The organism is Oerskovia sp. USHLN155, assembly GCF_037145535.1.
GTDB lineage: Bacteria > Actinomycetota > Actinomycetes > Actinomycetales > Cellulomonadaceae > Oerskovia > Oerskovia rustica.
This window is the reverse complement of sequence record NZ_JBBCXG010000004.1, coordinates 144,301-158,461: the sequence shown is the minus strand read 5'-3', so window position 1 is coordinate 158,461 and position 14,161 is coordinate 144,301. Positions and strand designations below refer to the sequence as shown.

Sequence of the window (14,161 nt, the reverse complement as noted above, 5' to 3'; positions counted from 1 at the left end):
CGCGTGACGGCGTCGGGTCTACGCTGACCGCTGACACGGGTGCGCTGCGGCGTGCCGACCCCGACCCAAGGAGCATCCCCACATGGCACGCGAGGTCGCCCTCGAGATCGCAGTCCAGGACACCGACGGCGTGCGGATCGCCGCACAGGTCGGGGCGCGCCGCGTCGAGCTGTGCGCGGCGCTCGGGGCGACGGGTGGGCTGACGCCGAGCGTCGGGCTCGTCGAGGCCGCGGTCGCCGCTGCGGCCGAGGTGGCGGGGGACGGGGTGCCCGTCGAGGTGCACCCTCTGGTCCGGCCGCGCCCGGGCGGGTTCGTGTTCAGCGCGGCAGAGCTCGACGTGCAGGTGCGCGACGTCCGCGCGGCGGTGGCGGCAGGGGCTTCCGGGGTCGTGATCGGTGCCCTCACGGCCGACGGGCTGGTCGACGCGGACGCGGTGCGTGCTCTCGTCGCGGCCGCGAGCGGGCGCGACGTGACGTTCCACCGGGCGATCGACGTGGTCGAGGACGTCACGTCGGCGCTCGACCTCCTCGCGGACCTGGGTGTCACGCGTGTCCTCACCTCGGGCGGCGCCCCGAGCAGCATCGACGGGGTCGACCGGCTGCGGGAGATGGCGCGTCACTCCGCGGGGCGCGTCCAGCTCCAGGCGGGCGGGGGAGTGCGCCCGCAGGACGTGGGGGCGCTCGTGGCGGCCGGGGTGGACGCGGTCCACCTCTCGGCCAAGCGCACGCTGTCCGACGACGGCGGCCCCGGTGGCGGGGGCGGGTCCGGCTACGACGTCACGGACCTGGACGTCGCGCGCGCGGCGCGGGACGCGGTCGACGAGGCTCTCGCGAGCCTCTAGGAGGCACGTGTCGGAGCGTTCCCACGGAGGCCGCGCGCTCAGGAGCGCGCCCTCCGTGGGGCGTTCGTTGTGCACTGCGCATCGATTGCTGCTCGTGGATGCCGGCCCGAACCCGCAGGATCTAGCGGTTTCTGGGCTCTCGGGAGTCGGCGAGATTTCATTTAGGTAACTTTCCTGTTGTATTGGTCGGAAGCCCGTCCGGGATTCGTTAGTGTTCCTGCCACGAGCTCGCACGGTGGCGAGCGGCCGATCAGCGTGACGACGCGTTGACGACTCGAGAGGACCAATGATGATTCGAAGCGTGGCGCGCAAGCGCCTGCTCACGACGGTTGCCCTGGTGACCGGTGTGACGATGTTCGCGGCCGGCTGCTCCAGCTCCGGTGGCGAGAAGTCCGAGGGGGGCGGCGGCGACGCGGGTCGTGTCCTGAACGTGTGGGCCGGCACGCAGACCCCCGTGGTCGCGAACTTCAACCCCTACTCCCCGAACCCGCTGCACGCGGCGAACGGCGCGATCTACGAGCCGCTCTTCTACTACAACAAGGCGCAGGCTGGCGCCCCGGAGCCTCGCCTCGGCGAGTCCTTCGAGTGGTCCGAGGACGGTCTCTCCCTCACGGTGAAGATCCGCGAGGGCGTCAAGTGGACGGACGGCGAGGACTTCACGGTCGACGACGTCGTCTACTCGCAGACGAACGAGGCGACCAAGCGCGACTTCATCACCTCGGTCGAGGCCGTCGACGCCACGACCGTGAAGTGGACGTTCAACTCGCCCCAGTTCACGTCCGAGGTCCAGCTCCTCGGCACCGCCCTGGTCGTCCCCGAGCACATCTTCTCCAAGATGGGCGACATCGTCTCCGACCTCAACACCGAAGCGGTCGGTACCGGCCCCTACAAGGTCGACGCCGTGACCGACGCGGCCTACACGGTCGTCGCGAACGAGGACTACTGGGCAGGCGCGCCCAAGGTCAAGAAGGTCCGCTACCTCGGGATCGACGCCAACCAGAGCGCCGAGGACCTGCTCACCACGGGCAAGGTCGACTGGGCCGGCATGTTCGTCCCTGACCCCGAGCGCATCACCGGTGACGGCCGCCTGACGATGCTCAACACCCCGCAGGACCCGACCACGCTCTACACCTGCTCGACCGTCTCGCTCGGTTGCACGGGCGCCCAGACGGACGCCGCGGTGCGCCAGGCGCTCAACCTCGCGATCGACCGTGGCGAGATCAACGAGAAGGCCTTCGCGGGCCAGGCCGCTGTGGTCTCCCCGACCTTCGCGCTGCTCGGCCGCGACGACCGCTGGATCTCCCCTGACGTCGAGAAGGAGAGCCCGCAGAGCGCCGACCCGGCCGCTGCCGCCGCGATCCTCGAGGGTGCCGGCTACACCAAGGGCGCCGACGGCATCTATGAGAAGGCCGGCAAGAAGGTCGAGATGACCCTCGTCACGGTCGACGGCTGGACCGACTACAACTCCGTCGGCGACCTCGTCGCTGAGCAGGCCGCGAAGGCCGGCATCAAGGTCACGCACAACAAGGTCACGCAGCAGGAGATGTCGGACGCGCGCGTCGCCGGCACCTACGAGCTCATGGTCGGTGGCATCACCGGTCCGTCTCTCGACGACCCGTTCTCGATCTACCGTCAGTGGATGTCGACCGAGTACACGGGCCCCGTGGGTGAGGTGCTCGAGTCGGGTCGCTTCAACTACGTCCGCTACTCGAACCCGGTCGTCGACGCGGCCGTCTCGGCGGCAGCCGCGACGAACGACGAGGACCTCAAGAAGGAGCAGTACGCGGTCATCCAGAAGGAGATCACGCGTGACCTCCCGTACATCCCGGTCGTCGTGAACGCCACCCAGACCTTCGTCGACACGAAGGACTTCACGGGCTGGCCGACGGACGAGGACCTGTACGCGTTCCCGCCGTCGTGGAGCACGGTCTCGCTCGGCGTCGTGCTCTCGAAGCTCGAGCCGAAGAACTGATGTCGTACCGCCGAAGAGGAGTGTCGAGCAGCAAGGGATATGCATCATGAGGTTCTACGTCCGCCGAATCACGTTCTACGTGATCACTCTCTGGGCGGCAGTCTCCCTGAACTTCCTGCTCCCCAAGCTCATGCCTGGGGATCCCAAGCAGATCTTCATCGACAAGTTCGTCCGCAAGGGCGGCGAGCTGACTCCAGCGATGCAGAACAGCATCGACCTCCTCTTCGGCGGTGACGACGACGCCACCCTGTGGGACCAGTACCTCTCCTACTGGGGCAAGATCCTCCAGGGCGACCTGGGCATCTCGATCACGTACTACCCCAAGCCGGTCGTCGAGCTGATCGGCGCGGCCCTCCCGTGGACCCTGGGTCTCGTGGGACTCGCGACGATCATCTCGTTCATCCTCGGCATCGTCGGCGGCGCCTGGGTCGGCTGGAAGCGCGGCACGTGGGTCGACCACGTCATCCCGGCGTCGACCCTCCTGCAGGCCCTGCCGTACTTCTGGCTCGCGCTCATCCTGGTCTCGGTCTTCTCGGTGTCGCTCGGGTGGTTCCCGATCATCGGCGCCTACGACATCTTCAGCTTCGACAACGGTCCCGAGTGGTCCTGGGAGTTCGTCGGCAGCGTCGTCTATCACGGCACGCTGCCCGCGCTCACGATCATCATCTCGGCGGTGGGAGGCTGGCTGCTCGGGATGCGCAACATGATGGTCTCGACCCTCTCCGAGGACTACGTGACCACGGCGGAAGCCAAGGGGCTGCGCCCCATGCGGGTCGCGACGACCTACGCCACGCGCAACGCGGTGCTTCCGTCCATCGCCGGATTCGGTGTCACCCTCGGCTTCGTGGTCGCGGGGTCGGTGGTCATGGAGCAGGTCTTCTCCTACCCGGGCCTCGGCAAGCTCCTCTTGACGTCGGTGCAGTCCAACGACTTCGCGCTGATGCAGGGGACGTTCCTCGTGATCACCGTCTCGGTGCTCGCGGCGAACTTCCTCATGGAACTGATCTACGGCTTCATCGACCCGAGGACGCGGAACAATGGCTGACGACATCCGAGAGGCACAGGCCGTGACCCCGGCGGCGGACGCCGCGCCCGCGGCGTCCGTGGTGGTCGACGGCCTCCCGCCCGAGAACCACACGCCAGGCATCGAGCCCGACGTCCCGATCACCTCGCCCGACGCGTTCGCCGTCGCTTCCACGGACGGACCAGCCCCGAAGCGCGGACTACGGGCCATGCTGCCCCGCCGGTCCGGGAAGCTCATCGTCGGGCTCGCGCTGGTGATCGCGATCATCGTCTTCTCGATCATCGGGCCGTTCTTCACGCAGAGCCCGACGTCGACCGAGAACCAGCAGTACCTGCCGCCGAGCTCCGAGCACTGGCTCGGGACCAACCACCTTGGCGTCGACATCTTCGCGCAGCTCGCGAACGGTGGCGCCGGCTCGCTCATGGTCGGCCTCGTGGCCGGCACTCTCGCCCTCGTGCTCTCGCTGTGCTTCGGCATCATCGCGGGCTACGTCGGCGGCTGGACCGACGAGATCCTCAAGTTCATCACCAACGTCATGCTCGTCATCCCCGGGCTGCCGCTCGTCATCGTCATCTCGGCCTATCTCTCGACCAGGTCGCTGTGGATCGTCGCGCTCATCCTCGGCTTCACGGCCTGGGCCGGGGCCGCGATCGTTCTCCGGCTGCAAGCCAAGTCGCTCCGCAGCCGCGACTACGTCTACGCCGCGAAGGTGGCAGGCGAGAAGACCCACCGGATCATCCTCGTGGAGATCCTGCCGAACCTGCTCCCGTTGCTGGCCGCCAACTTCCTCGGCGCAGTGCTCCTCGCGATTCTCGGCGAGGCGGGCCTGTCCTACCTGGGCCTCGGGCCCTCCGGCTCCATCACGTGGGGCACGATCCTCAACCAGGCGAGCGCGAACGGCGCCCTGGCCCAGCAGATGTGGTGGTGGTTCGTTCCTCCGGGCCTCATGATCGCTCTGTTCGGCTGTGGGCTCGCGCTCATCAACTTCAGTATCGACGAGATCATCAACCCCAAGCTGCGCCAGGCCCCGGCCGCGGTCAAGAGTGTGCGCAAGGCCCGCAAGAGCCGCGCCACGCAGCGCCCCTCCGGCCCGTCGGCTGTCGCCTCGGCGCCGGTGGCGCCCCGAGACGACGAGAAGGTCAAGGCATGAGCACGTCGACCGTTTCCGCCAGGCCAGCCGGTGACGCTGGAGCGGGGCCCGGGGCGATCCCGGTGCTCACCGCGAGCAACATCTCGATCGAGTACCAGGTCACCCCCGTGGTCCAGGCGGTGAAGGACGTGTCCCTCACCCTCCATCGCGGAGAGATCCTCGGTCTGGCCGGTGAGTCGGGCTGCGGCAAGACGACCCTTGCGTACGGGCTCAACCAGCTCCTCAAGCCGCCGGCGCTCCGCACCAGCGGGGAGATCGTCCTGCACGACAAGGACGGCCACGACATCGACGTGGCGGCACTGTCCGGGAACGCGCTCAGGGCCTTCCGCTGGGACAAGGTGTCGATGGTCTTCCAGGGGGCCATGAACGCCCTCAACCCGGTCATCAGCATCAAGGCGCAGCTCTTCGACGTCTTCGACACGCACCGTCCAGGGATGTCGCGCAAGGAGAAGACCCAGCGCAGTCGTGAGCTCCTCGAGCTCGTCGGGGTGGATCCCAAGCGCCTCGACAGCTACGCGCACGAGCTCTCGGGCGGTATGCGCCAGCGCGTCATGATCGCGATGGCCCTGGCGCTCAACCCTCAGGTCATGATCATGGACGAGCCCACCACGGCTCTCGACGTGGTTGTGCAGCGGGGCATCTTGCGGGAGATCATGCGGCTGCGTGAGCAGCTCGGGTTCGCCGTCATCTTCATCACGCACGACCTGCCGATGCTGTTGGAGATCAGCGACCGGATCGCGGTCATGCTCCAGGGCGAGATCGTCGAGCTCAACTCGGCGGAGGCGATCTACGCCGCCCCTGCCCACGAGTACACGCGCAAGCTGCTCGCCTCGTTCCCCAGCCTCACAGGCGAACGAGGCGCCTTCGTCCGCGCCGGTGGGGACACCGAGGACAACACGGGAGAGGTGGCCTGATGGGCGCCCTGGAGGTACGCAACCTCACCAAGGACTTCGTGATCCGCAACGGCTTCAAGAAGACGAGCCTGCGCGCGGTCAACGACGTCTCGTTCACGCTCGAGCCGGGCAAGACGATCGCGATCGTCGGGGAGTCGGGCTCGGGCAAGTCGACCGTCGCGCGCATGATCGCCAAGCTCGAGACGCCGTCCTCCGGTGAGATCCTGCTCGACGGGACGCCGAGCGCGCAGCGGTGGGCGTCGCTCGCGAAGTACCGTCACGACGTCCAGATGGTCTTCCAGGACCCGTTCGCGTCGCTCAACCCGTTCCACTCGATCCGGCACCACCTCGAGCGGCCCCTGCGCATCCACAAGGTCGCCCGGACCCAGAAGGACGTCGACGCGGCGGTCGAGGAGCTGCTGACTCGCGTCAACCTGACCCCGGCCAAGGTCTTCGCGGAGAAGCGCCCGCACGAGATGTCGGGCGGTCAGCGGCAGCGCGTCGCGATCGCCCGTGCGCTCGCTCCGGGAGCCCGGTTCCTCATCGCGGACGAGCCGGTCTCGATGCTCGACGTCTCGATCCGCCTCGGTGTCCTCAACCTGCTCGCGCGTCTCCAGCGTGAGGAGAACCTCGGGGTCCTGTACATCACGCACGACCTCGCGACGGCACGTCACTTCTCCGACGAGATCATCGTGATGTTCCGTGGCAACATCGTGGAGCGGGGTCCGTCCGACGACGTGATCCTCAACCCGCAGCACGAGTACACCAAGCTCCTTCTGTCCGCGGCGCCCGACCCGAAGAACCAGGGCAAGCTGCGAGACGAGGTGCGCAACGAGCTCGCATCCACGGCGACCGCCTCGGGGGAGGCCACCGCGGTGCGTGACCGCTTCGGTACGGCCGGCCTCTAGGACGGCCCCGCCGGGCGGTGTCGGCGCGAGCAGGCGACCGACGCACGAGTGACGGCTCCGGGCCACGGCCTGGGGCCGTCAGTCGTGTGCCGAGGGCGGGAGCCGGCGGCGAGGAGCCGCCGCGCCGCCCGACGGCGCCAGACACCCCCTAGAGTCGGGACGTGCCCTCCCGGAACCTGCGCGTCGCGCCCGTCGCCCCCATCCTGCCGACGGTCGATCCCGTCCTGACCGCGCTCGCCGCCCTGCGCGCGGAGATGGAGATCCCCGCCGAGTTCCCGTCGGACGTCGTCGAGGAGGCCTCGGCGGCAGCGCAGCTCGATGTCTCGACCGGGCGCGAGGACCTGCGCGACGTCCCGTTCGTGACGATCGACCCGCCAGGCTCCATGGACCTCGACCAGGCGGTCCACCTCGAGCGCCTCCCCGGCGGCTACCTCGTCCGGTACGCGATCGCCGATCTCGCGGCCTTCGTGACCCCGGGCGGAGCGCTCGACGCGGAGGTGAACGAACGGGGGATGACGCTCTACGGCCCCGACGAGCGCACGCCGCTGCACCCTGCGGTGCTGTCCGAGGCCGCTGCGAGCCTCCTGCCGGACGCGGACCGGGCCGCCGCCGTCTGGCACGTGACGCTCGACGAGCGTGGCGAGATCACCGACGCCCGGGTCGAGCGGGCGCTCGTGCGCAGCACGGCGCGACTGAGCTACGAGGAGGTCCAGACGCGGCTCGACGCCGGGGACGCGGGGCAGATGCTCGACCTGCTGCGCGAGATCGGCCTGCTGCGCGAGGCACGCGAGCGTGAGCGCGGCGGGGTGTCCCTCAACGTGCCCGAGCAGGACGTGGTGGCGCACGAGGACGGGTCGTTCGGGCTCGAGTTCCGCTCGACCCTCCCGGTCGAGGGCTGGAACGCGCAGGTGTCCCTGCTGACGGGCATCGCGGCAGCCCGGATCATGCGGTCGGGCGGGGTGGGGATCTTCCGGACGCTCCCTGCCGCAGACCCGCGGGACCTGGAGCGCCTGCGCCGTACGGCCGGGGCGCTCGGCATCGACTGGCCCCGCGACCTGACCTATGGCGAGCTGCTCGCGACCCTCGACTCGGCGAGCTCGCGGCACGCGGCCTTCCTCAACGAGGCGACGTCGCTGTTCCGTGGGGCGTCGTACGCGCCGTTCGGCGGCACGGGACAGCCTGCCGAGGTGCCCGACGACGTCGCGCACGCCGCGATCGCGGCCGAGTACGCGCACGTGACCGCACCGCTGCGCCGCCTGGTCGACCGCTACGGGACCGAGATCTGCCTCGCGCTGTGCGCCGACGAGGACGTGCCGGTCTGGGTGCGCGACGCCCTGCCGGGGCTGCCGCGCACCATGGCGCGAACCGGTCAGCGCGCTGGTTCGTACGAGCGGGCGAGCGTCGACATCGTCGAGGCGGCGTTGCTCACGGGGCGGGTCGGTGACGTGTTCGACGCCGTGGTCGTCGACGTCGAGAACGACGAGGAGCGACGCCGGCGGGCGGCCAAGGGAGCGTCGGCCGCTGCGCCGACGCCGGACGCGCACGACGTGGTCCGCGGCCAGGTCGTGATCGTCGAGCCTGCGGTCCGCGCGAGCGTCGAGGGCGTCGGCCTGCCGCTGGGCGACCCGGTCAGGGTTCGGCTGCGCGAGGCGTCGGTCGAGCGCCGCCGGGTCGACTTCGAGCTCGCCTGAGGGGCCGGCTCCGCCGAGTGCGTGATTCCGCAGCGAAACGCCCGGTGAGTCGCAGCGAAGGCACGCACTCGGCGACGAGCACGGGAGGATGGACCCATGCCTCCTCGTCGCCGCACCGATCCGGCCGTCGGCCGCACCGCTCTCGCCGCCTGGCAGGACGGAGCCGCCGGACGCCCCGAGGTCACGACCGCCGTCCGCTTCACGCTCGAGGAGCTGGCCGAGGTCGCACCCGGCCACGCGGTCGAGGTCAGGGTGCCCCCGTACGGCGCGGTCCAGGCGGTCGAGGGCCCGCGGCACACGCGCGGGACCCCGCCCAACGTCGTCGAGACCGACCCCGAGACGTGGCTCGGTCTGGTCACCGGTGCGGTCGAGTGGCCGGAGGCCGTCGCGGACGGGCGCATCAGCGCCTCGGGGGAGCGCTCGGACATCTCGTCGCTGCTGCCGTTGCAGGCCGCGCGCCGCCGCGACCGGTAGGGCCCGCGCGCCAGGACGCGCTGGCGCGTCACCCTCGGTGGGCGGCCCCGTCACCCTCGGTGGGCGGCCCCGTCACCTTCGGCGCGCACCGCGGCCGCGCCGGGCGACAGCGGGATGGGCCCTTCGAGGTTCACGGTGTCTGCATCGTGAGATAGCGTGCGAGGCGAACGGGCGACGGTGCCCGTCGACCGGACCGCGCACGACGACGTCGCGCACCCCGGCCGGAGGGTGCCGTACGCCTGGGGGACGTGGTCGTTCGACCGGTGGAGACCGGCCGGACACCACGTGTTCATCAGCCTGCTGTTGGATTCCAGAGCCTGCACCCGCGCCACCCGCGCCGAGGCGGGCGCGCCGGGAACCCGGCCACGACACGAAGGAGTCAGCGTGATCGGTAGTCACCATCAGTCCCGACGCAGGAGAGGTGTGGTCGCGGCCACCCTGTCGGCGTCGCTCGTCGCCACGGCGGCGCTCAGCACGGTCGCCGCGGGGTCGGCGTCTGCTGCGGTCGACGGCTCGTCCGTCGTCATCAACGAGGCGTACCTCAACGGCGGGAGCGCCAACGCGCCCTACCTCAACAAGTTCGTCGAGCTCTACAACCCCACGGCTGCGGACATCGACCTCACGGGCTGGTCGGTCCAGTACCGGTCCGCGACGGGCACGGGCGCCTCGAACGGCGTCGTCCCGCTCACGGGGAAGATCAAGGCGGGCGGCTACTACCTGGTGCAGGGGGCGTCGAACGGCGCCAACGGCGCCGCGCTGCCGACGCCCGACGCGACGGGGACCATCGCGCCGCAGGGGCAGAACGGGACGCTCGCGCTGGTCAGGTCTGCCTCGGCGATCACGATCACGCCGGGCTCGGTCGTGGCCAACCCGCAGGTCGTGGACCTCCTGGGCTACGGCACGTCCAACACGTTCGAGACCGCGGCGGCTCCCGCGGGAACGGCCAACACCGTGCCCGGCTCGCTCAACCGCGCGGCCGGCGCGGACACGGACGACAACTCCGCGGACTTCGCGGTCAGCAGCACGGTGACCCCGCAGAACAGCGGTGGCGGCTCCGGCCCCGGCCCGGACCCCGAGCCCGGCACGGCCAGGACCATCGCCGAGATCCAGGGAACGGGCGACGCGAGCCCCTTCGTGGGCCAGACCGTCACGACGCGCGGCGTCGTGACCGCGACCTACCCCTCGGGCGGCTTCGACGGCCTCTACATCCAGACCGCCGGTTCGGGCGGCGACCTCGACCTCGCGACGCACACCGCGTCGGACGGGCTGTTCGTGTACTCGAAGGCCGCGGCGACGGCGCTGCAGGTCGGCCAGCACGTCGAGGTCACGGGGGTCGTCTCGGAGTACTTCGGGCTGACGCAGGTCACGCCCTCGGCGACCGGCTGGAAGGTCCTCACGGACCCGGCCGAGGTCGTCAAGCCCGCGAACGTCGCGTTCCCCGCGACGGCCGTGGACCGCGAGAAGCTCGAGGGCATGCTCGTCCAGCCCGCCGGTGACTACGTCGTCGCCGACAACTACGACACGAACTACTACGGTTCGGTCGTGCTGGCGAGCGGCACCGAGCCGCTGCGGCAGCCCACGTCGGTCGGTCGTCCGGGCAGCGCGGAGGCCGCAGCAGCGGTCGCCGACGCCAACGCCCGCCGCGTCAACCTCGACGACGGAGCGACGACCAACTTCAACAACGCGGCGAACAAGGCCAAGCCGCTGCCCTACCTGACCGGCGGTGCCCCGGTGCGCGTCGGCGCGCTCGCGACCTTCACGTCGCCCGTGGTCCTGGACTACCGCTTCGACGGCTGGAACTTCCAGCCCGTCACGGAGCTGACCCCGGCCAACGCGGCCGCGGTCCAGCCCGCGACGTTCGCGAACACGCGCACGGACGCTCCGGAGGCCGTGGGCGGCGACGCGACGGTCGCGACGTTCAACGTCCTGAACTACTTCACGACGACGGGCGACCAGCTCAGCGGGTGCCAGTTCTACACGGACCGCGAGGGCAACCCGATCACGGTGCGTACGGGCTGCGACGCCCGTGGCGCGGCGAACGCGGCGAACCTGCAGCGTCAGGAGACCAAGATCGTCGCGGCGATCAACGCCCTGGACGCCGACGTCGTCTCGCTCGAGGAGATCGAGAACTCCAAGGCGTTCGGCAAGAACCGTGACGCCGCGCTCTCGACGCTCACGGACCGCCTCAACGCCGCGGCCGGCGCGGGGACCTGGGCCTTCGTGCCCTCCCCGGCCACGCTGCCCGCCTCGGAGGACGTCATCCGCACGGCCTTCATCTACCGTCCGGCGGCCGTCGAGCCCGTGGGGGCCTCGGTCATCCACGACGTCGCGGCCTTCGACAACGCGCGTGAGCCGCTCGCCCAGACCTTCCGGCTCGCCGGGGGAGAGGCCTCGACGGACTTCGTCGTCATCGCGAACCACTTCAAGTCCAAGGGCTCCGGCTCGGGGGCCGACGCCGACCAGGGAGACGGGCAGGGCGCCTCGAACGCCTCGCGCGTCAAGCAGGCCACGGCGCTCGTGACGTTCGCCGACCAGGTCTCGTCGGCTGCGGGCACCGACAAGGTGCTGCTCGCAGGCGACTTCAACGCCTACGCCCAGGAGGACCCGATCAAGGTCCTCACGGACGCGGGCTACGTCGACCTCGGTCCCACCACGGGCAAGGAGACGTACCTGTTCGACGGCCTCGTCGGCTCGCTCGACCACGTGCTCGCCTCGCCCGGTGCCGCGACTGCGGTCACTGACACCGACATCTGGAACATCAACTCGGTCGAGCCCATCGCGAACGAGTACAGCCGCTTCAACTACAACGTCTCGAACCTGTACGACACGACGGCCTTCCGCTCGTCCGACCACGACCCGATCGTCGTCGGCCTCGAGCTGGGCGGCGAGGAGCCGGGCGGGGTCAAGGAGCTCGACCTGCTCGCGATCAACGACTTCCACGGTCGGATCGACGCGAACACGGTCGCGTTCGCGGGGACCGTCGAGCAGCTGCGCGCCGCCAACCCGGCGGGCACCGCGTTCCTCTCGGTCGGCGACAACATCGGCGCGTCGCTCTTCGCGTCGGCGCTGCAGGACGACCAGCCGACGATCGACGTGCTCAACGCCCTGGACCTGTCCGCCTCCGCGGTGGGCAACCACGAGTTCGACAAGGGCTTCGCCGACCTGACCGGTCGCGTGACCGACGCGGCCGACTGGTCCTACCTGGGCGCCAACGTCTACGCCAAGGACACCACGAACCCGGTCCTGCCGGAGTACGCGGTGATCGACGTCGACGGCGTCAAGGTCGGCGTCATCGGCGCCGTCACCGAGGAGACCCCGACGCTCGTGACCCCGTCCGGGATCGCGGACCTCTCGTTCGGGGACCCCGTCGAGGCCGTGAACCGCGTCGCCGCGCAGCTGCGTGACGGCGACCCGGCGAACGGCGAGGCCGACCTCCTGGTCGCGCTCTACCACGAGGGTGCGAGCGCGGGCACGCCCGACGGCTCGACGCTCGAGCAGGAGCTCGCCCACCAGGGCGCGTTCGAGCAGATCGTCAACGACACGGACGCTCGCGTCTCGGCGATCTTCACGGGTCACACCCACAAGCAGTACGCGTGGGAGGCCCCGATCCCCGGGACCGACCGGACCCGCCCGGTCCTGCAGACCGGCAGCTACGGCGAGAACATCGGGCACGTGAGCCTGACGTTCGACACCGCGACGGACCTGGTCACGGACTACTCGGTCGCGAACGTCAAGCGCACCACGACGCCTGCCCCGGAGCTCGTCGCGGCGTACCCGCGCGTGGCCGAGGTCAAGACGATCGTCGACGCGGCGCTCGCGCAGGCCGAGGTCATCGGCGCTCAGCCCGTCGGCTCGGTCACGGCGGACATCACGACCGCCTTCCTGGGCGGCTCGTACGTCGACGGCACGTACAAGGGATCGGGTCCGCTGCCCTCCACGGGTCGTGACGACCGTGCCTCGGAGTCGACCCTGGGCAACCTCGTGGCGACCTCGCTGCTCGACACGCTGGCCGACCCGGCCCGAGGCGGCGCCGACTTCGGCGTCGTCAACGCGGGCGGTCTGCGCAACGAGCTGTTCTACGGCGACGACGGCGTGATCACATACGCCGAGGCCAACGCGGTGCTGCCGTTCGTCAACAACCTGTGGACGGTGTCCCTCACGGGTGCCCAGGTCGAGACGATGCTCGAGCAGCAGTGGCAGACCAACCCGGACGGCACGCGCCCGTCGCGTCCGTTCCTGGCCCTGGGCCTGTCGGACAACGTCAGGTACACCGTCAAGACGACCGACGTGAACGCCACCCCCGGCGACAACGTCACCTCGGTCCTCGTCAACGGCGAGCCGCTCGACCCGGCCAAGACGTACCGGGTCGCGACGTTCTCGTTCCTCGCCACGGGTGGTGACAACTTCCGGGTCTTCGCGCAGGGCACGGACGCGCGTGACTCGGGTCTGATCGACCGCGACGCGTGGATCTCGTACCTGCAGACCCACCCGAACCTCAGCCCCGACTTCGCTCGTCGCAGCGTGGTCGCGGACGGTCTGGGGACGGTCACCGCGGGCGAGTCCGTGACGGCTCAGGTCTCGCGCCTGAACCTCACGTCGCTCGGCAGCCCGCTCAACACGGGCGTCTCGGCGTACCTCGTGCCTGCGGGCACGGCGTTCGACCCGGCGAACCCGGGGACGGTCGTGGCCACGGGCACGGTCACGAACGGGGCCGCGAGCCTCGAGGTGCCGGTCCCGGCGGAGACCGCGGGGGGCGAGTACGGCGTGTACGTCGTGGCGGCCCCGAGCGGGACGGTCACGCGCCTGGCGCTCACGGTCGAGGGTGCGGACCTGCCCGACGTCGTCATGGACGACCTGAGCGCCAAGGCCCAGTGCGTCGGGGGCCGCGTGCACCTGTCGGTCAAGGGGACGAACGGTGAGACGCTCCCGATCGACGTGCGCTTCACGACGGCGTACGGCGAGAAGAAGTTCACCAAGCTGGCGCCGGGCAAGATCGCGGCGCAGTCGTTCAACACCCGTGCCACGTCCGTGCCGGCCGGCACGGTGCGCGTCGCGGCGTACAAGTGGCAGGACGGTCAGGGTTTCTACGAGACCTACGACGTGGCCTACCCGGCGGTCACGTGCGGCTGACGCACTGATCGCCTGAGGATCCGTCGGGCCTGCTTCCCTCTCGGGGGAGCAGGCCCCACGGCGTCTCGCGCCCGGGTG

9 protein-coding genes are annotated in these 14,161 nt (G+C 70.3%); all 9 read left to right on the top strand.

The features are described from left to right. Positions 1-82: 82 nt before the first annotated feature. The 9 genes from WFH32_RS07045 (at position 83) to WFH32_RS07005 (ending at position 14,083) form a co-directional block, all read left to right on the top strand. The gene (locus WFH32_RS07045) at positions 83-841 is read left to right on the top strand and encodes a copper homeostasis protein CutC (RefSeq protein ID WP_191795494.1); all 759 of its coding nucleotides are present in this window, start codon (positions 83-85) and stop codon (positions 839-841) included. Between the two features lie 286 nt (positions 842-1,127). After that, positions 1,128-2,813, top strand: coding sequence for an ABC transporter substrate-binding protein (locus WFH32_RS07040; protein ID WP_336706694.1), 1,686 nt, complete (start codon positions 1,128-1,130; stop codon positions 2,811-2,813). 46 nt (positions 2,814-2,859) lie between these two features. Further along, complete coding sequence (locus WFH32_RS07035) at positions 2,860-3,858, top strand: ABC transporter permease (RefSeq protein WP_138826301.1); 999 nt, start codon at positions 2,860-2,862, stop codon at positions 3,856-3,858. Beyond that, positions 3,851-4,987 carry an ABC transporter permease gene (locus WFH32_RS07030; protein ID WP_138826299.1) on the top strand — a complete coding sequence of 379 codons (1,137 nt, stop codon included), beginning with the start codon at positions 3,851-3,853 and terminating at the stop codon, positions 4,985-4,987. The genes WFH32_RS07035 and WFH32_RS07030 overlap by 8 nt, the downstream gene beginning before the upstream one ends. After that, a complete protein-coding gene (locus WFH32_RS07025) occupies positions 4,984-5,901 on the top strand; it encodes an ABC transporter ATP-binding protein (RefSeq protein ID WP_138826297.1) in 918 nt (305 codons plus the stop codon). Before WFH32_RS07030 ends, WFH32_RS07025 begins: the two co-directional genes overlap by 4 nt. After that, positions 5,901-6,788 carry an ABC transporter ATP-binding protein gene (locus WFH32_RS07020; protein ID WP_336706690.1) on the top strand — a complete coding sequence of 296 codons (888 nt, stop codon included), beginning with the start codon at positions 5,901-5,903 and terminating at the stop codon, positions 6,786-6,788. The genes WFH32_RS07025 and WFH32_RS07020 overlap by 1 nt, the downstream gene beginning before the upstream one ends. A 161-nt stretch (positions 6,789-6,949) precedes the next feature. Next, positions 6,950-8,479: an RNB domain-containing ribonuclease gene (locus tag WFH32_RS07015; protein ID WP_336706688.1), complete on the top strand. Its 1,530-nt coding sequence runs from the start codon at positions 6,950-6,952 to the stop codon at positions 8,477-8,479. Positions 8,480-8,575: 96 nt separating this feature from the next. Continuing rightward, positions 8,576-8,953, top strand: a complete 378-nt coding sequence (locus tag WFH32_RS07010) for a sterol carrier family protein (protein WP_191795492.1) — start codon at positions 8,576-8,578, stop codon at positions 8,951-8,953. 423 nt (positions 8,954-9,376) lie between these two features. Next, a complete protein-coding gene (locus tag WFH32_RS07005; protein WP_336706687.1) occupies positions 9,377-14,083 on the top strand; it encodes an ExeM/NucH family extracellular endonuclease in 4,707 nt (1,568 codons plus the stop codon). Positions 14,084-14,161: the final 78 nt, after the last annotated feature.

Bases quoted from the DNA above. Each gene is read 5' to 3' on its own strand.
- WFH32_RS07010 (WP_191795492.1), top strand. From the start codon at position 8,576: ATGCCTCCTCGTCGCCGCACCGATCCGGCCGTCGGCCGCACCGCTCTC.
- WFH32_RS07035 (WP_138826301.1), top strand. From the start codon at position 2,860: ATGAGGTTCTACGTCCGCCGAATCACGTTCTACGTGATCACTCTCTGG.
- WFH32_RS07045 (WP_191795494.1), top strand. From the start codon at position 83: ATGGCACGCGAGGTCGCCCTCGAGATCGCAGTCCAGGACACCGACGGC.
- WFH32_RS07020 (WP_336706690.1), top strand. From the start codon at position 5,901: ATGGGCGCCCTGGAGGTACGCAACCTCACCAAGGACTTCGTGATCCGC.
- WFH32_RS07025 (WP_138826297.1), top strand. From the start codon at position 4,984: ATGAGCACGTCGACCGTTTCCGCCAGGCCAGCCGGTGACGCTGGAGCG.
- WFH32_RS07040 (WP_336706694.1), top strand. From the start codon at position 1,128: ATGATGATTCGAAGCGTGGCGCGCAAGCGCCTGCTCACGACGGTTGCC.
- WFH32_RS07030 (WP_138826299.1), top strand. From the start codon at position 3,851: ATGGCTGACGACATCCGAGAGGCACAGGCCGTGACCCCGGCGGCGGAC.